This window comes from Gemella morbillorum (genome assembly GCF_900476045.1).
GTDB lineage: Bacteria > Bacillota > Bacilli > Staphylococcales > Gemellaceae > Gemella > Gemella morbillorum.
In genome coordinates this window covers 1,600,793-1,619,045 of the sequence record NZ_LS483440.1, presented here as the reverse complement: position 1 = coordinate 1,619,045, position 18,253 = coordinate 1,600,793, and the positions used below count along the sequence as shown (strand labels likewise).

The 18,253-nt window shown below is 33.8% G+C and carries 21 protein-coding genes; all 21 read left to right on the top strand.

Annotation, left to right across the window (positions count from 1 at the left end; translation table 11 throughout):
• The first annotated feature begins 4 nt into the window (after nt 1-4).
• Nucleotides 5-268 carry a 30S ribosomal protein S17 gene (rpsQ, locus tag DQN46_RS07740; protein WP_003144356.1) on the top strand — a complete coding sequence of 88 codons (264 nt, stop codon included), beginning with the start codon at nt 5-7 and terminating at the stop codon, nt 266-268.
• Nucleotides 269-307: 39 nt separating this feature from the next.
• On the top strand, nt 308-676 hold the full coding sequence (gene rplN, locus DQN46_RS07735) for a 50S ribosomal protein L14 (protein ID WP_003144098.1): 369 nt from the start codon (nt 308-310) through the stop codon (nt 674-676).
• Between the two features lie 35 nt (nt 677-711).
• Entirely contained in the window at nt 712-1,017 is a 306-nt protein-coding gene (rplX, locus tag DQN46_RS07730) for a 50S ribosomal protein L24 (protein WP_111743606.1), read from the top strand.
• A gap of 31 nt (nt 1,018-1,048) precedes the next feature.
• Complete coding sequence (gene rplE / locus DQN46_RS07725) at nt 1,049-1,588, top strand: 50S ribosomal protein L5 (RefSeq protein ID WP_004633597.1); 540 nt, start codon at nt 1,049-1,051, stop codon at nt 1,586-1,588.
• Between the two features lie 21 nt (nt 1,589-1,609).
• Nucleotides 1,610-1,879, top strand: a complete 270-nt coding sequence (gene rpsN / locus DQN46_RS07720; RefSeq protein ID WP_003144337.1) for a 30S ribosomal protein S14 — start codon at nt 1,610-1,612, stop codon at nt 1,877-1,879.
• A gap of 32 nt (nt 1,880-1,911) precedes the next feature.
• On the top strand, nt 1,912-2,307 hold the full coding sequence (gene rpsH, locus DQN46_RS07715) for a 30S ribosomal protein S8 (protein WP_004633596.1): 396 nt from the start codon (nt 1,912-1,914) through the stop codon (nt 2,305-2,307).
• A 23-nt stretch (nt 2,308-2,330) separates the two neighbouring features.
• Nucleotides 2,331-2,867: a 50S ribosomal protein L6 gene (gene rplF, locus DQN46_RS07710; RefSeq protein WP_111743605.1), complete on the top strand. Its 537-nt coding sequence runs from the start codon at nt 2,331-2,333 to the stop codon at nt 2,865-2,867.
• Nucleotides 2,868-2,894: 27 nt separating this feature from the next.
• Complete coding sequence (gene rplR, locus DQN46_RS07705; protein ID WP_004633592.1) at nt 2,895-3,251, top strand: 50S ribosomal protein L18; 357 nt, start codon at nt 2,895-2,897, stop codon at nt 3,249-3,251.
• 20 nt (nt 3,252-3,271) lie between these two features.
• On the top strand, nt 3,272-3,769 hold the full coding sequence (gene rpsE / locus DQN46_RS07700; RefSeq protein WP_004633591.1) for a 30S ribosomal protein S5: 498 nt from the start codon (nt 3,272-3,274) through the stop codon (nt 3,767-3,769).
• A 16-nt stretch (nt 3,770-3,785) separates the two neighbouring features.
• Nucleotides 3,786-3,962, top strand: a complete 177-nt coding sequence (rpmD, locus tag DQN46_RS07695; protein WP_004633590.1) for a 50S ribosomal protein L30 — start codon at nt 3,786-3,788, stop codon at nt 3,960-3,962.
• Nucleotides 3,963-3,990: 28 nt separating this feature from the next.
• Entirely contained in the window at nt 3,991-4,431 is a 441-nt protein-coding gene (gene rplO, locus DQN46_RS07690; RefSeq protein WP_004633589.1) for a 50S ribosomal protein L15, read from the top strand.
• Entirely contained in the window at nt 4,431-5,735 is a 1,305-nt protein-coding gene (gene secY / locus DQN46_RS07685; protein WP_111743604.1) for a preprotein translocase subunit SecY, read from the top strand. Before rplO ends, secY begins: the two co-directional genes overlap by 1 nt.
• Before the next feature lie 5 nt (nt 5,736-5,740).
• Nucleotides 5,741-6,394 carry an adenylate kinase gene (locus tag DQN46_RS07680; protein ID WP_040461854.1) on the top strand — a complete coding sequence of 218 codons (654 nt, stop codon included), beginning with the start codon at nt 5,741-5,743 and terminating at the stop codon, nt 6,392-6,394.
• 15 nt (nt 6,395-6,409) lie between these two features.
• A complete protein-coding gene (gene infA / locus DQN46_RS07675; RefSeq protein ID WP_003144387.1) occupies nt 6,410-6,625 on the top strand; it encodes a translation initiation factor IF-1 in 216 nt (71 codons plus the stop codon).
• A gap of 26 nt (nt 6,626-6,651) precedes the next feature.
• A complete protein-coding gene (gene rpmJ / locus DQN46_RS07670; RefSeq protein WP_003144208.1) occupies nt 6,652-6,765 on the top strand; it encodes a 50S ribosomal protein L36 in 114 nt (37 codons plus the stop codon).
• Nucleotides 6,766-6,787: 22 nt separating this feature from the next.
• A complete protein-coding gene (rpsM, locus tag DQN46_RS07665; RefSeq protein WP_004633585.1) occupies nt 6,788-7,153 on the top strand; it encodes a 30S ribosomal protein S13 in 366 nt (121 codons plus the stop codon).
• Between the two features lie 25 nt (nt 7,154-7,178).
• Nucleotides 7,179-7,568, top strand: coding sequence for a 30S ribosomal protein S11 (rpsK, locus tag DQN46_RS07660; RefSeq protein WP_004633577.1), 390 nt, complete (start codon nt 7,179-7,181; stop codon nt 7,566-7,568).
• Between the two features lie 36 nt (nt 7,569-7,604).
• On the top strand, nt 7,605-8,546 hold the full coding sequence (locus DQN46_RS07655; protein ID WP_111743603.1) for a DNA-directed RNA polymerase subunit alpha: 942 nt from the start codon (nt 7,605-7,607) through the stop codon (nt 8,544-8,546).
• A 21-nt stretch (nt 8,547-8,567) separates the two neighbouring features.
• On the top strand, nt 8,568-8,936 hold the full coding sequence (gene rplQ, locus DQN46_RS07650; RefSeq protein WP_003144119.1) for a 50S ribosomal protein L17: 369 nt from the start codon (nt 8,568-8,570) through the stop codon (nt 8,934-8,936).
• A gap of 540 nt (nt 8,937-9,476) precedes the next feature.
• Nucleotides 9,477-10,808: an LPXTG cell wall anchor domain-containing protein gene (locus DQN46_RS07645; protein WP_111743602.1), complete on the top strand. Its 1,332-nt coding sequence runs from the start codon at nt 9,477-9,479 to the stop codon at nt 10,806-10,808.
• A 50-nt stretch (nt 10,809-10,858) separates the two neighbouring features.
• Nucleotides 10,859-18,214, top strand: coding sequence for an isopeptide-forming domain-containing fimbrial protein (locus DQN46_RS07640; RefSeq protein ID WP_111743601.1), 7,356 nt, complete (start codon nt 10,859-10,861; stop codon nt 18,212-18,214).
• The last annotated feature ends 39 nt before the right edge of the window (nt 18,215-18,253 follow it).

Sequence of the window (18,253 nt, the reverse complement as noted above, 5' to 3'; positions counted from 1 at the left end):
AAACATGACTGAGAGAAATGATAGAAAAGTTTACGTTGGAAAAGTAGTTTCAGATAAAATGGATAAAACTATCACAGTTTTAGTTGAAACTTACAAAAAACACCCTCTATACGGTAAACGTGTAAAATATTCTAAAAAATTCAAAGCACATGATGAAAACAATGTTGCTAAATTAAATGATATCGTTAAAATAATGGAAACTCGTCCATTATCTGCAACTAAAAACTTCCGTTTAGTAGAAGTAGTAGAAGAAGCAGTTATAATCTAAGAAAACTAGGATAAACCCTAAGAAGGAGGCAAAAAGCGCATGATTCAACAAGAAACACGCTTAAAAGTGGCTGATAACTCAGGAGCAAAAGAAGTTTTAACAATTAAAGTTCTAGGTGGTTCAGGACGTAAAGTTGCTAACATTGGTGACGTAATTGTATGTTCTGTTAAGAAAGCAACACCAGGTGGAGTTGTTAAAAAAGGTGAAGTAGTTAAAGCCGTAATCGTTCGTACAAAAACAGGAGCTCGTCGTAACGACGGTTCATATATTAAATTTGATGAAAATGCTTGTGTAATTATCCGTGATGATAAGAGCCCACGTGGTACACGTATTTTCGGACCAGTTGCTCGTGAATTAAGAGACGGTAACTACATGAAAATCGTATCACTAGCTCCAGAAGTATTATAATAAAAAAGTACAGTAAAGAAGGAGGTTAACAAGAAATGTTCATTAAAAAAGGTGATAAAGTTGTAGTAATTACTGGTAAAGACAAAGGTAAAGTTGGAACAGTAATCGAAGCACAACCTAAAAAAGATCGTATTGTTGTAGAAGGTGTTAACATCATTAAAAAACACGTTAAAAATTCACAAGATGCACCTCAAGGTGGAATCGTTGAGAAAGAAGCAGCAATTCACGTATCAAACGTAATGTTACAAGATCCTGAAACTGGAAAAGCAACAAGAGTACGTTTCGAAGAAAAAGATGGTAAGAAAGTACGTATCGCTGTAAAATCAGGAAAAGAAATATAATAATAGTTGAAGAAAGGAGGCACTATTTTAGATGGCTCGTTTAGAAGATAAATTTAAATCTGAGATAACAAAAGAATTAATGACAAAATTTGAGTACAGCAGTGTAATGCAAGTACCAAAAATTGAAAAAATCGTAATTAACATGGGTGTAGGTGACGCAGTTCAAAACTCTAAAGCCCTAGACAATGCAGTAGCTGAATTAGCTTTAATTTCTGGTCAAAAACCATTAGTAACAAGAGCTAAAAAATCAATCGCTACTTACAGACTTCGTGAAGGTATGCCTATCGGTGCAAAAGTTACTTTACGTGGAGAAAGAATGTATGAATTCTTTGATAAATTAGTAACAGTAGCACTTCCACGTGTACGTGACTTCCACGGTGTTTCTAAAAAAGCATTCGATGGTCGTGGTAACTACACATTAGGTGTTAAAGAACAATTAATTTTCCCTGAAATTGATTATGATAAAGTAAGTAAAGTACGTGGTATGGACATCGTAATAGTAACTACAGCTAACACAGATGAGGAAGCTCGTGAGTTATTAGCACAATGTGGAATGCCATTCGCAAAATAAGAAAGGTGAGGTAACTAACACATGGCTAAAAAAGCAATGGTAGAGCGTGAATTAAAACGCCAAAAATTAGTTGATAAATATGCAGCTAAAAGAGCGGAATTAAAAGCTAAAGGTGATTACATCGGACTTAGCAAACTTCCTAAAAACTCAGCTCCAGCTCGTTTACACAATCGTTGTAGCATAACTGGACGTCCTCACGGATACATTGGGAAATTTGGTATCAGCCGTATTAAATTCCGTGAATTAGCTTATAAAGGACAAATTCCTGGAGTTAAAAAAGCAAGTTGGTAATATATTAGTAGAAGAAAGGAGGATTTATCCTAATGACAATGACAGATCCTATCGCAGATATGCTAACACGTATTCGTAATGCTAACATGGTTAAGCACGAATCATTAGAACTACCTGCGTCAAATATTAAAAAGCAAATTGCAGAAATATTAAAACAAGAAGGTTTTATCAGCGATGTAGAATACATTGAAGATAACAAACAAGGAAAATTAAAACTTACTCTTAAATACTCAAAAGGTGAAAGAGTTATTAAAGGAATTAAAAGAATTTCTAAACCTGGATTACGTGTTTATGCTAAAGCAGATGAACTACCAAGAGTATTAAACGGTCTAGGAATAGCAATCGTGTCAACTTCAAACGGAGTTGTAACAGATAAAGTTGCTCGTAAAAACAATACAGGTGGAGAAGTATTAGCTTACATCTGGTAATATTATAAGGAGGTGCCAATTAAATGTCACGTATAGGTAATAAAGTTATTACAATACCTGCAGGTGTTGAAGTTAACTTAGATGATAACTTCGCAACAGTAAAAGGACCTAAAGGTGAATTAAAACAACAATTTGATAAAGACATGACTTTCAACGTTGAAGGTAACGAAATCACAGTAGTACGTCCATCAGACTCTAAACGTCACCGTACAGTACATGGAACAACTCGTGCTATCTTAGCAAACATGATCGAAGGTGTTTCAGCTGGATTCAAAAAAGAACTTGAATTAATCGGGGTTGGATACCGTGCTCAAATGCAAGGTAAAAAATTAGTACTAAGTGTTGGATATTCTCACCCAGTTGAATTTGAAGAAATCGAAGGAATTACATTAGGTGTTGAAGGAAACACTAAAGTTAGTATCGAAGGTATTAACAAAGAAGTAGTAGGACAATATGCAGCTAAAGTTCGTGCAGTACGTCCTCCAGAACCTTATAAAGGTAAAGGTATTCGCTACGTTGGTGAATATGTACGCCGTAAAGAAGGAAAAACTGGTAAATAATAGATAACAGAAAGGAGTGTTTCAAATATGATTACGAAACTTGATAAAAATAAAGTTCGTAAAAAAAGACACGCAAGAGTACGTGTTAAAGTTCAAGGGACTCCAGAAGTTCCACGTTTAAACGTATACCGTTCAAACACAAACATTTACGCACAAATTATTGATGACACTAAAGGTGTTACATTAGCACAAGCTTCTTCATTAAAACTTGAAAATGTTTCTAAATCAAGTGTAGAAGCAGCTAAAGAAGTTGGTAAATTAATCGCAGAAGTAGCTAAAGAAAAAGGAATTGAGAAAGTTGTTTTCGACCGTGGAGGATACTTATATCACGGACGTGTTAAAGCATTAGCTGAAGCAGCACGTGAAAACGGACTTGTATTCTAATAAAGGAGGGAAATAAGTAGATGCGTCAAGAAGAAATCAAAAAAGAATTTGAAGAACGCGTAGTTGCCATTCGTCGTGTAGCTAAAGTTGTTAAAGGTGGACGTCGTTTCCGTTTCTCTGCTTTAGTAGTAGTAGGTGACAAAAATGGTCGCGTAGGAGTTGGTACTGGTAAAGCTCAAGAGGTACCAGATGCAATCAAAAAAGCAGTAGAAGCTGCAAAACACAACTTAATTACTGTACCAGTAGTTAATGGAACAATACCTCACGAAATCATCGGACAATTCGGAGCAGGTTCAGTATTAATTAAACCAGCTGCACCTGGTACAGGGGTTATCGCTGGTGGTCCAGTTCGTGCCGTATTAGAATTAGCAGGTATTTCAAATATCTTATCAAAATCTCTAGGTTCAAACACACCAGTAAACATGGTTCGTGCTACACTTGAAGGATTAACAAGATTACAAACAGTTGAACACGTAGCAGCTTTACGTGGTAAATCTGTAGAAGAATTATTAGGATAAGAGGAGGGAAAAGAACATGACATTAAAAGTAACCCTAACTCGTAGTACTATTGGTCGTCCAAAGAATCAAAGAAAAGTTGTTGAAGCTCTTGGTCTTAAAAAAATGAACCAAACAGTAGAACACAAAGATAACGCTGCGATTCGTGGAATGATTAATAAAGTTTCACACTTAGTAACAGTAGAAGAAAAATAATTATTAATACAAGGAGGTGCTAGTCTAAATGAAATTACATGAATTACAACCAGTTGAAGGTTCTCGTAAAGAACGTAACAGAGTAGGTCGTGGGATTGGATCAGGAAATGGTAAAACTTCAGGACGTGGTCAAAAAGGACAAAAAGCACGTAGTGGTGGTGGAGTTCGCCCAGGATTTGAAGGTGGACAAAACCCATTATTCAGACGTATTCCAAAACGTGGATTTAACAACGTAAATAGAAAAGAATTTGCAGTTGTAAATCTTACTGATTTAAACAAATTCGAAGATGGTACAGTAGTATCACCTGCTCTATTAGTAGAAACAAAAGTTATTAAAAAAGAACTTTCAGGTGTTAAAGTATTAGCTAACGGTAAATTAGAGAAAAAATTAACTGTTCAAGCTCATAAATTCTCATCTTCAGCAAAAGAAGCTATTGAAGCCGCTGGAGGAGTTTGCGAGGTGCTATAATGTTTAGTGCAACGCTTAATCTATTTCGAGTAAAAGAAACTCGTAACAAAATATTATTTACCTTATTTGGAATATTCTTATTCCGTGTAGGTTCATATTTACCGATACCAGGGGTAGATGCAGATGTGCTAAAAGCACAAGATTCAGCTGGTTTATTCGGAATATTTAATACATTTGCAGGAGGAGCATTACAACAGTTTTCTGTATTTGCTATGGGTATTATGCCATACATTACAGCTTCTATCGTAATTCAACTTATGCAAATGGATGTTATTCCTACATTAACTGAGTGGTCAAAACAAGGTGAAGTAGGACAAAAGAAAACACAAAAACTAACAAGAGTATTAGCAATTATATTAGCATTTATTCAATCATTAGTTATGTCTTATGGATTTAATAATGCTTATAAAGGATTAATTAAAGATACTTCAGTTCTTGGATTTATAACAGTAGCCATCGTATTAACAGCAGGGACTGCATTATTACTTTGGTTAGGGGATCAAATTTCACAGTATGGTGTAGGTAATGGTGTATCAATTATTATCTTAGCGGGTATTATTGCTCGTATGCCAACGGAATTCTTCCAAATTTATGAATCACAAATTAAAGATGCAGAAAACTTAACTTTAGCTATTTTAAAAATAGTTATAGTAGGAATTATTGTTATAGGCATTGTGGCTGCAGTTGTATATATGCAAGAAGCTATTCGTAAAATTCCTATTCAATACTCACAAGCAAGAGCTGGACGTAGAATGTTAGGAGCTCGTTCAACATTCTTACCATTGCGAGTTAATAGCGCAGGGGTAATTCCGGTAATCTTCGCTATCGCATTCTTGCAATTACCAAGAACAATTGCGATATTCGCGCCAAATAACGAAAAACTACAAAAAATTGTAGCGTATTTTGATTTCAGTCATTGGATTGGGTTAACTTTATACGTAGCATTGATTATAGCATTCTGTTATTTCTATGTAATGGTACAAGTAAATCCTGAAAAAATGGCAGATAACTTAAGAAAACAAGGAAGTTTTGTTCCAGGGGTTAGACCAGGTAAAAAAACTGAACAATACATTACAGGTATTTTATACAGACTAACGTTTGTAGGTTCAATATTCCTAGCAGCTGTTTCGGTTCTTCCAACAATATTCACAAATTTAGCTAAATTACCAGCATCTGTTCACATTGGTGGTACAAGTTTAATAATTGTTGTCAGTGTAGCGCTAGAGACAGTTAAACAACTTAATACACAATTAACAGAAAGAAACTATAGAAGTTTTATAACTGGAAAAAAAGGTGGTAAATAATCATGATGAATATTATTTTAATGGGATTACCAGGAGCGGGGAAAGGTACTCAAGCAGAGCAAATTAAAGAGAATTATCCAATTCCACACATCTCAACAGGAGATATGTTTAGAGCTGCTATTAAAAACGAGACACCGCTTGGAAAAGAGGCTAAAAGTTATATTGACAAAGGACAACTTGTTCCTGACAGTGTAACTATAGGATTAGTTGAAGAAAGATTGAATCAAGAAGATGCAAAAGAAGGCTTTTTACTTGACGGTTTTCCAAGAACAGTAGAACAAGCTGAAGCCCTTGATCAAATTTTAGCGAAAACTAATAGAAAAATCGATAAAGTATTAAACATCGATGTAGATCCATCTATCTTGTTACCTCGTTTAACAGGTAGAAGAATCTGTAAACAATGTGGAACTACATATCACTTAATTTTCAATCCAACAAAAGTTGAAGGTGTTTGTGATAAAGATGGTGGAGAATTGTTCCAAAGAAGTGATGACAACGAAGAAACAGTTGCTAATCGCTTAGAAGTTAATATTAAACAAACAAAACCATTATTAGACTTTTACAGTCAAAAAGAAGGTGTAGTTGAAAATATTAACGGTGACCAAGACATCAAAGTAGTTTTCCAAGACGTAAAACAAATATTAGATAAACTGAAATAATCAGGGAGGAAAAGTATGGCAAAAGATGTCATTGAAGTAGAAGGTTTAGTAGTAGAAAACTTGCCGAATGCAATGTTTAAAGTAGAATTAGAAAATGGTCATATTATTTTAGCTCATGTTTCTGGAAAAATCAGAATGAATTATATAAGAATTTTACCAGGTGATAAAGTTACAGTAGAAATGAGTCCGTATGACCTGACAAAAGGTAGAATAACTTATAGATTCAAGTAAGTTATAAACTCAAGGAGGAAATAACGATGAAAGTAAGACCATCAGTAAAAAAAATCTGTGACAAATGTAAAGTAATTCGTCGTGGTGGTAAAGTATTAGTGATTTGCGAAAACGCAAAACATAAACAAAAACAAGGATAATTAATTAGGAGGTGCAAACTTAATGGCACGTATAGCAGGAGTTGATATTCCTCGTGAAAAACGAGTTGTTATATCATTAACTTATGTATATGGTATAGGTTTAAAAACTGCTCAAAAAATCTTAAAAGAAGCAGGAGTTTCTGAAGATATAAGAGTAAAAGACTTATCAGGTGAACAACTAGATAAAATTCGTGAAATCGTAGATAACTACAAAACAGAAGGTGACCTTCGTCGTGAAGTTTCATTAAACATCAAACGTCTAATGGAAATCGGATGTTACAGAGGTATTCGTCACCGTCGTGGACTTCCAGTAAGAGGGCAAAATACTAAGAACAACTCTCGTACTCGTAAAGGTCCTAAGAAAACAGTTGCGAACAAGAAAAAATAATTAGGATAGGAGGAGAAACACAACTATGGCTCGTAAACAACAATCACGTAAACGTCGTGTGAAAAAAAATATACAAAACGGTATAGCTCACATTCGTTCTACATTCAATAACTCAATAGTAACAATAACAGATGAACATGGTAATGCAGTATCATGGTCAAGTGCAGGAGCACTAGGATTCAAAGGTTCTAGAAAATCTACTCCATTCGCAGCACAAATGGCAAGTGAAGCAGCAGCTAAACAAGCTATGGAACACGGAATGAGATATGTAGATGTAACAGTAAAAGGTCCAGGTGCAGGACGTGAAGCAGCTATCCGTGCATTACAATCTGCAGGACTAGAAGTTACATCAATCAAAGACGTAACTCCAGTTCCTCACAATGGATGTCGCCCACCTAAACGTCGTCGTGTATAATAATTTGCATACACTAAATTTAGGAGGTTTAACATAATGTTAGCAATAGAAAAACCAAAAATTCAAATCATTGAAGAATCATCAGATAAAAGATTTGGTCGCTTTGTAGTAGAACCATTAGAACGTGGTTATGGAACTACATTAGGTAATTCATTGAGAAGAATGTTAATCTCATCATTACCAGGAGCAGCAGCAAGAAGCATCGATATCGAAGGAGTTCAACATGAATTTCAAGCCATCAAAGGTGTGGTAGAAGATGTTACTGAAATTATTATGAATGTTAAAAACATTGCGTTTATTATTCATTCAGAAGAAGAAAAAGTATTATCAATTAATGTAAAAGGTCCAGCAGTTGTAACAGCAGCTGATATCGCTATCGATTCTGATGTAGAAGTAGTTAATGTTGATCAACACATTGCTACAGTAGCAGAAGGTGGACACTTTGAAATGCTTATTTATGTAGGTACTGGACGAGGATTTGTACCAGCTGATGGAAACAAACGCCGTGACTTACCAATCGGTGTTATTCCAATTGATTCAATTTACACACCGGTTTCTAAAGTAAACTACACTGTAGAAAAAACTAGGGTAGGACAAAGTACAGATTTTGATAAACTTATCTTAGATGTTACTACAAATGGTACAATTTCAGCTAACGACGCTTTAGCATTGGCATCAAAAATTTTAATTTCTCATTTAGAGTTATTTATGGAAATGTCAGAACAAGCAAAAGCTGCTGATATATTGGTAGCTAAAGAAGAAGATAACAAAGTTCAAATGTTAGAAATGACAATTGAAGAACTTGATTTATCAGTACGTAGTTATAACTGTTTAAAACGTGCAGGTATCAACACAGTACAAGAATTAGCTGGCAAAACAGAACAAGAAATGATTAAAGTAAGAAACCTAGGTCGTAAATCTCTAGAAGAAGTAAAAATTAAACTTCAAGAATTAGAACTAGGATTTAAAGATGAATAAAACTAACAAGGAGGCACACTAATGGGTTACAGAAAATTAGGACGTACATCAGCTCACCGTAAAGCGATGTTAAGAAACTTAGTAACTGCTCTACTAGTACACGGTAGAATTGAAACAACTGTTACAAGAGCGAAAGAAGTTCGTTCATTAGCAGAAAAAATGATTACATTAGGTAAAAAAGGTGATCTAGCAGCAAGACGTAATGCAGCTAAATTCATCCAACCTGTTGCAGTAGCAACTGAAGAAGGTAAGAGTCAATTAGCTCTTAAAAAATTATTTGAAGAAGTAGCACCTAAATATGCTGACCGTAATGGTGGATACACTCGTATCTTACGCGTTGGACCACGTAAAGGTGATGGTGCAGAAACAGCTATTATAGAATTAGTTTAATAAAAATTTTTCATACAACAATAACATACTACATACACATACACAACTAAACAACACATACAACAATATTTAAACTAATTTTTTTGGCAAAAGAGTGCTTGAAATGCGTAGGAAAAGGCTACGTCGTCTAGCTCTATATGTATCCCAACTTATCGGGGTTGGGATACCCTTTTGTCCCTTTGAAAAATTAATCTAATTATACTTTAAAAGATTACCAGGCAAGGTAGTCTTTTTTATTTTTAAATACAATTACATAGATATTATACATCTATAATATATAATTATTTTTGTAGTACTAATAAATGCAACTGATAATTATTATTAGAAATATTATAATAATTAATTATCAGACTTTTCTAAAAATAATATAAAATATTGTGTGGTATAGATGAAATAAAGGGTAATTTATACAAAAAAACAAGATTTTTAAATGAATAATAAAAACCTTACTTAAAGGAGTAATGAAAATTGATATTTAACGAAAAATATAGTATAATATTAACGTTTTAAAATATATAAAAAAGATAGGAGAAAATTATTATGTTTAAAAATAAAAAATTAGCAATTTTAACAGGAGCTGTTTTAACATTTAACGGTCTTGTGCTAACCACTAATTTATCAGAACTTTCACATGTGGTACTAGCTGAAGAAGATGTCCCACCTGTTGATGAAGATATTCCTGATGCTCAACAGAAAAAATTAGTAAAAGATGCTAAAGCTGCGATAGAATATCTTGAGGAATTAAAAGCTGAAGGGGATAAGGATGTAGTTAAGGAAGCTATAGAAGAAAATAAAGAAAAGCTAAACGGAATCTCGCACATAGCTCCAGAATACGCAGCTCAAAAAGCAGCTCTAGAAGCACGCTTGAAAAAAATTAATGACTGGTTAAATCCAGCGGCAGATGCAGGAGAAATCGAAAAAGAAGTAACGGAAACACAAGAGATAGACTTTGAGACAGTTAAAGAAGATGATCCGTTGTTGGAAGAAGGAAAAGAAGAAGAGAAAACACCTGGAGAAAAAGGTGAACTAACAATTACTTATAAAGCTAAGTTTAAAGATGGAAAAGAAGTTCCAGGGACACGCACTAAAGTAAAAGAAGAACGTACGAAAGAGCCAGTGAATCGTGTAGTTCGTGTTGGGAAAATGAAAGTTGAAGAAAAAGAAATAACAGAAACAAAAGAAGTAGATTTCCAAACAGTAGAAGAAAAAGATCCAACATTAGATGAAGGACAAAGAGTGTTGAAAACACCTGGAGAAAAAGGTGAAAAAACAATCACTTATAAAGTTCAACTTATAAATGGGATAGAAGTTTCGAAAGTAAAATTAGTTGAGAAAGAAACAAAGGTGCCTGTGAACGAAGTGTATCGAGTTGGAACAAAAAAAGCGTCAGCTGATAGTCCACAACCGACACCAACGCCGAATCCACAACCAACACCAAATCCACAACCAACGCCGAGCCCACAACCAACACCAAGTCCGCAACCAACGCCAAGTCCGCAACCAACGCCAAGTCCACAACCGGCACCAAGTCCGCAACCGGCACCAAGTCCGCAACCAACGCCAAGTCCACAACCGGCACCAAGTCCGCAACCAACACCAAGTCCGCAACCAACACCAAGTCCGCAACCAACACCAAGTCCGCAACCAACACCAAATCCAGCCCCTCAACAAGATAAACAAGGTACAAGAACTAGTGAAAATAATGGAGATGTAAGTACTGGAGATCAAAATTCAGATGGGAATACAGAAAGTGGTTCTGGAGAAGCTAAGTTACCAAATACAGGACTAGCAGAAAATAATAGTGTATTTGCTGGAATTTTCGCTTTTGCAGTTGCTGGAGTAGTGGCTATCTTTAGAAGAAAGAAAAACTAATTAAATAAAAAATTATGAATTAATATTATTAAATTGAAAGGAAAATGTAAATGAAACAAAGAGTAAAGAAACTCGGGTTGTTATTTATGGTACTAATCCTGATTTTAAATATGTTTAATGGTGTGTCCAAGAACAATAATATTGCTCACGCCACTGATATAGTTAATATCAATCAAGTTGGAGAAGGTACCCAAATACACCAAGAGGGTTGTGATTTAGTAATCAAGAAAACCCAAGAAACCGAGTGGACGGTACCAAGAAAACCAATCGATTTGGTTATATTACAAGATACAAGTGGATCATTTAAAAATACCATTGGGGGGGTTAAGGCAGCATTAAAAACTTTAACAACACCTGTAAAACAAACAGAGTATGATCCAGATAATCCTAGATTAGTATTTACAGATACACCAGAAACATCTGACAGAGTTATGGTTGGAAGTTTCCAAGGTTTAGATGGATCTATAACCTATGATGAATGGTATAGTGAATATGATTATAATGAAAGAGTATGGAAACAAGGGTATAGAAGTGATACCAACTTTAAAAAATATGAATCATATTATGCATATAATCCAGGATATAAGGTTGAGTCAACAGATCTTATAAAAGATTCAAATGGAATTCACAACTTTATTGATAATATGGAAACTGAAGGTGGGACTCCTACTGTACCTGCACTTGAAGAAGTATTAGCAAAATATAAATCAGCTGTTCAAAATTCTCCAGAGAAAATGAAGAATGAGCGTAAAACAGTATTCCTACTTATCACTGATGGTGTAGCTAACGGAGTTCGTCGTCCTGACGGGAAAGTAGTTATAGAATATAGTGGATATCGTCAAGACCAACTTATTAAAGCTTGGGGATTAGATAGCAGTTATTATGGAATGGAAGCTTCACAAAACATACTTGCTCGTGCTAAAGAATTAACAGAAGCAGGGAAAAAGCTTAAAAATGAACTAGGTTCAAACAGTTCTGTTGTTGTAGGTTTCTGGGAAGATGTAAACAGTTTTAAAAAATATGGGCAATATGGTGATGCTTATCTGAATGGTTACGCTGGAACTGGAGTTAATATGAATGGAGATACACGCTCAGTTCAAGAAATATTCTCTAGTGCGTTAAGAGATGTTGCTTCTCCAGATAAAGTTGTTAATGGAAAACCAGCTACATTTTATGTTAATGAACAAAATGATATAAACGCCTTTGCAGATAAAGTGCTTGCTGCAGTAGGTAATGCTTTAGTAAAAGAAAATGTAAAAGGTAAGTTTAAAATTACTGATGGCTACAAAGTTAAATCAGTATCTATCAATGGAAAACAAATAGTTGATAATGTAACTGACAAGAAGACGCAAATCAAAGGTGAAGTTAAACAAAATGGAAATGATGTAGAAATATCAGTTCCAGATGCAGCATTCAATCCTGGTAAAAATAAGTTTGACTATGAATTATCTAGAACAGAAGAAGCACCAGAAACGGATGAAGAAGATGAAGTTGCTCCTGATGACAATTACACTCCTGGAACAGTTGAAAGACAAGTAGGGGAGCTAGTAGGTCATTTCAGTGTTGGAGACTATCAAACAGCAGAAATTGGTTCTAAAGGTGTCAAAACAGTTAAGGTTAATGAATTAAAATATTGTTATCCAAATGTTAAAAAATCTATTAAAGACCAAGATCCAAGTAATGACCGTGGTTCATTAGAAGATCCAATTTTAACGAAGAGAACGGCTTATGCAGCTAACTTAAATACTGTGCATGAGAATTTCGAATATACAGTGGAATATAGAATGAATAATATTCCTCTGAATATGAAAAAGAATGCTATGTTGGTTGATCCGCTAAATTATCGATTTGATTTCTTAGAGGCGTATGTAACTGATGAATCAGGTGCTAAACGTCCAGATTTCAATATTAGAACTACTAAAGGAACTGATCCTCAAACTGGTAAAGAAAATACTATAGTAGTCGCTGATATTCCTAAAGCCCCAGGAACAAACACAGAAACTGTAAAAGAAGGGGAATACGGAGCTCATAAATTTAAAAAATATACATTACATGTTAAAGTAAAATTCAAAGATGAATATCCATTTGAAACTAATCAAAGTAACTATATTAAAATCCTTCAAGAAAATGATGGATTAGGACCACTTAACCAAGCATTTATCAAATGGAATGGAGATTCAAATAGTCCAACAGATGAAACAGCTTCTGTGCGTAGGTCTAATAACGTATTTGTAGTGCCCCCAGTTGAAACTAATATTGAGAAAAAAGTCCGTGGAGAAAATCAAAATGTTACAGATGGTAAAGAACATTATGATTTACCATTACGTGAAGATAAATTCATTTATGATATTAAATCTGGATGGCCTGGATTAGCTAAAAAATATGTTATAGAAGATACATTAAAAGATGAATTAGAAATCATAAAAGATGAAAACAATTCAACAAAATATGACGTAAATGTTCTTGTTAACAATAAACCTGTACCAGCATTACAAAAATTTGTAAAAGTTGAAGGAAATAAAGTTAAATTAGAGTTACAAGAAAAAGATATTACAAGAAGTTTAAATATAAGAATTAATTTAGCCAATAAAGGAAACTTAGGACCAGCATTAATTCATATTCAAATCAAAGCTAAGATTCGTGATGGAGCTAACTTAGATAAATATCGTGATCAAAATGGAGTAATCAAAATTCCAAATATTTCAACAGTAATTTTAAATGATAATCCTAAAGATTCTAATATAGTTACTGTAACTCCTGATGAGCCAACAATAACTAAGAAGATTAATGAAACATTAGATCACTTAAATATTCCATCATGGGAAAAACAAGCTAATGCTTATAATTATAATATCAAAACTGCATTACCAAGTAACATAAGAGATTATGGAACATATAAAGTTGAAGATGTTTTAGATCAAGATCTAGAATTACAGGAAGGACAGCAACCGTTTATTAAAGGTAGTGCAGCAGATCACTTTGATGTAAGCTATGACAGCGGAAGCCGAAAAATAACAGCAAAAATTAAAGATGGTCACTTCAATCAAATAGAAGGAAAAAGTGTTGTGGAATTAGTAATCCCAGCAAAAATTAAAGATGGGGCTACTCGTGAAAAGATACCTAATAAAGCAAAAGTTATTTATAACAAAGCTAATGCAACTGGTGAGCCAAAAGAATTAGAAACACCACCAGTAACAGTAACACCTCCACCATCGAAACCAGAGATTACTAAGAAAGTAAATGACAAACAACATGTAGATTTACAAAAATTAGATGAAGAATTCACATATAAAGTAGAAACAACCGTACCACATAACGCAACAAACTTCGAAATAACAGATACAATCAAAGATGTATTAGACTTTAGTGGAGAAGTAAAAGCTAAAGTAGATGGAGAAGACATAACTGATGTTAAGACTGAAGGAAAAACACTAACAGTAAAACTATCAGAAGACCAAGTAAAAACAAAAGGTGGAAAAGCGGTAGTAATCGAATTTAAGGCAAAACTTAAAAACGGTGTAACACAAGACGAATTAAAAAATTATATCTCAGAAGACAAAACTGTAAAAGTACCAAATACAGCTGAATATAAAATTAATTTAGGCGACAGACCAGAGTTGAAAAAAGAAACGCCTCCGGTAACAGTAACACCGCCACCAACAACTCCAGAGATTACTAAGAAAGTAAATGATCAAGAACATGTTAACCTACAAAAAGTGGATGAAGAATTCACATATAAAGTAGAAACAACAGTGCCGCACAATGCGACTAAGTTCGAAGTAACAGATACAATAAAAGATGTATTAGACTTTAGTGGAGAAGTAAAAGCTAAAGTAGATGGAGAAGACATAGCTGATGTTAAGACTGAAGGAAAAACACTAACAGTAAAACTATCAGAAGACCAAGTAAAAACAAAAGGCGGAAAAGCGGTAGTAATTGAATTTAAGGCAAAACTTAAAAATGGTGTAACACAAGACGAATTAAAACCTTATATTACAGGTGATAAGAGTGTAAAAGTACCAAACACAGCTGAATATAAAATTAATTTAGGCGACAGACCAGAGTTGAAAAAAGAAACACCTCCGGTAACAGTAACACCACCGCCAACAACTCCAGAGATTACTAAGAAAGTAAATGATAAACAACATGTAGATTTACAAAAATTAGATGAAGAATTCACATATAAAGTAGAAACAACCGTACCACATAACGCAACAAACTTCGAAATAACAGATACAATCAAAGATGTATTAGAGTTTGTAGGAGATAAAGGTAATGTAAAAGCTAAAGTGGATGGAGAAGACATAACTGATGTTAAGACTGAAGGAAAAACACTAACAGTAAAACTATCAGAAGACCAAGTAAAAACAAAAGGCGGAAAAGCGGTAGTAATTGAATTTAAGGCAAAACTTAAAAACGGTGTAACACAAGACGAATTAAAAAATTATATCTCAGAAGACAAAACTGTAAAAGTACCAAATACAGCTGAATATAAAATTAATTTAGGCGACAGACCAGAGTTGAAAAAAGAAACGCCTCCGGTAACAGTAACACCGCCACCAACAACTCCAGAGATTACTAAGAAAGTAAATGATCAAGAACATGTTAACCTACAAAAAGTGGATGAAGAATTCACATATAAAGTAGAAACAACAGTGCCGCACAATGCGACTAAGTTCGAAGTAACAGATACAATAAAAGATGTATTAGACTTTAGTGGAGAAGTAAAAGCTAAAGTAGATGGAGAAGACATAGCTGATGTTAAGACTGAAGGAAAAACACTAACAGTAAAACTATCAGAAGACCAAGTAAAAACAAAAGGCGGAAAAGCGGTAGTAATTGAATTTAAGGCAAAACTTAAAAATGGTGTAACACAAGACGAATTAAAACCTTATATTACAGGTGATAAGAGTGTAAAAGTACCAAATACAGCTGAATATAAAATTAATTTAGGCGACAGACCAGAGTTGAAAAAAGAAACACCTCCGGTAACAGTAACACCACCGCCAACAACTCCAGAAATTACTAAGAAAGTAAATGGAGCAAATCGTTATGATCTTTCAAATCGTAATGATGAGTTCACATATACTCTATCTACACAAATGCCTGCTAATGCCAATAAGTTTGAAATAACAGATACAATCAAAGATGTCTTAGAGTTTGTAGGAGATAAAGGAACTGCAACAGTGAAAATTGATGGAAAAGATGCAGGGGATAAAGCGACTGTAACTGTCAAAGATCAAACAATTCTAATTTCATTTACAGAAGATTCTGTTAAATCAGATGCAGGAAAAGCAATTGAAGTAACATTCAAGTCTAAGATTAGAGATGGAGCAAACTTATCTGCATATATACAAAATAATGGTAAAGTAGAAATACCAAATAAAGCTTCATATGATATCAACAATGATCCAAAATATCATAAAGATTCAAATGAAGTGCCAGTAACACCGCCGTCACCAAAAGATCCGGGTATTACTAAGAAAGTTAATGATAAAGAACATGCTGATTTGCAAAAAGCAAATGAAGAATTCATATATAAAGTAGAAACAACAGTACCTCAAGATAAAATAGCGTTTGAAGTAAATGATACAATCAAAGATGTCTTAGAGTTTGTTGGAGATGTAAAAGCTACAGTAGATGGTGAAGTAATCCAAGACGTTAAGACTGATGGTCAAAAACTAACAGTAAAACTATCAGAAGACCAAGTAAAAACAAAAGCAGGAAAAGCAGTAGTAGTTGAGTTTAAAGCTAAGATTAAAGATGGAGCAAACCTATCTAACTATGTTGTCAATGGTGTAATTAAAGTACCTAATGAAGCAGCATATAAGATTAATAATGATCCAGAGAAAAAATCTAATACTGTAACAGTAACACCACCGCCATCAACACCTGATATTAAGAAAGCAGTAAATGGCAAAGAAAGAGAACAGTTAACTGAGCTTGAGCAAGAGTTTACATATACAATTGATACTAAAGTACCAACTAATGCAACAGCATTTAGCATATTTGATACACTAGAAAATGTATTGGAATTCCGTGGATATGTAACAGCAACATTAGCAGGAAAACCAATAGATAAAAAACAAATCAAAGTAAATGGTCAAACTGTAACAGTTGAATTAACTCAACAACAAGTTTTCGAAAATCCAAATAAAGATGTTCATCTAGAGTTCAAAGCGAAAATTAGAAAAGGTGCAGATTTAACTTCATATATTGTAAATGATTTAACACCAAGCATCCCTAATAAAGCTAAGTATCGTATCAATAATAATCCCGGAACAGATAAAGATTCAAATATCGTTCCTGTGATACCGCCAAGTCCTAAACCTCCGAAAGAGGGAGAAAAATCTATTAATTCAGTAGACTCAGTTGATGAGAAAGAAAGAAAAACGTCACGTGCACTGAAAGACAATAAAGAGAAGTTTAGATATGATATTGGAACAGACATATCTCCAAATGGGTACTATAAACAATTTAGTATTACTGATGAGCTTGAAAAAGTCCTTGTACCACATAAAGCAACAATAAGAATTAGTGGAGACTTGATAAAAGAAGAAGAAGTTCTGCCAGAATTGAAAAAATTAAAAGATAAACTGAAAGAACACAAAGAAAAATTAAAAGAGTTAAAACCAGAGAAAGCTGAAGATAAGGAATTCGCTAAAGCAGTCGAAACAGCAGAAGCTGAATTAACTAAAGCTAAAACAGACCTTGTGAAACTTAAAAAATCTTATAATGAAATTCAAGATAAAGATTCAGCGGAAGCAACAACAGCAAAAGGGAATGTAGTTAAAGCTGAAAAAGCGGTAGAAGCCGCACAAGCTAAATTAGCTGAAGCAAAAGCTAAACTAGCGAAGGCCAATAAACCAGAAAAAGCTGATGAAAAAGTAGAATTAGAAAAATTAATCAAAGAAGTAGAAGATAAGATTAAAGAAGAAGAGAAGACTGATAAAGCGAAAGCGGTTAAATTACTAAATGAAGCGCTGAAATCTAGAAATACTAAAGGAGAAATTTCAGACGAATTAGCTAAGAAATTAGGTCGTTTAGAAATTAAAGGTAACAAAGTAGAATTTGAGATTACTGATCGTACAATTCTAAAACAACTAGAAGGTAGAAAAGTTACGTTATCAATCTATGCAAGTATTAAAGAAGGTGCTGACTTAAGTAAGTATCGTAATAATGGGGTAACTCAGATACCTAATAAAGCGGTGATTAGATTTGATCATAAACCAAAAGTAACTAATGAGGTTTATGTATTACCAAAAATACCACCAACAATTCCACCAAAAACAAATATTCCACCTAAGAAAGTACTACCAAAAACAGGTGAGCATACTAATAACTTAGAATGGCTAGGTGTGATGGGTATAGCTTTAATATTATTAAGAAAAAGATATTCTAAATAATAAAAAGTAATAAAAAAGCCATTGGATTTAAAAATAATT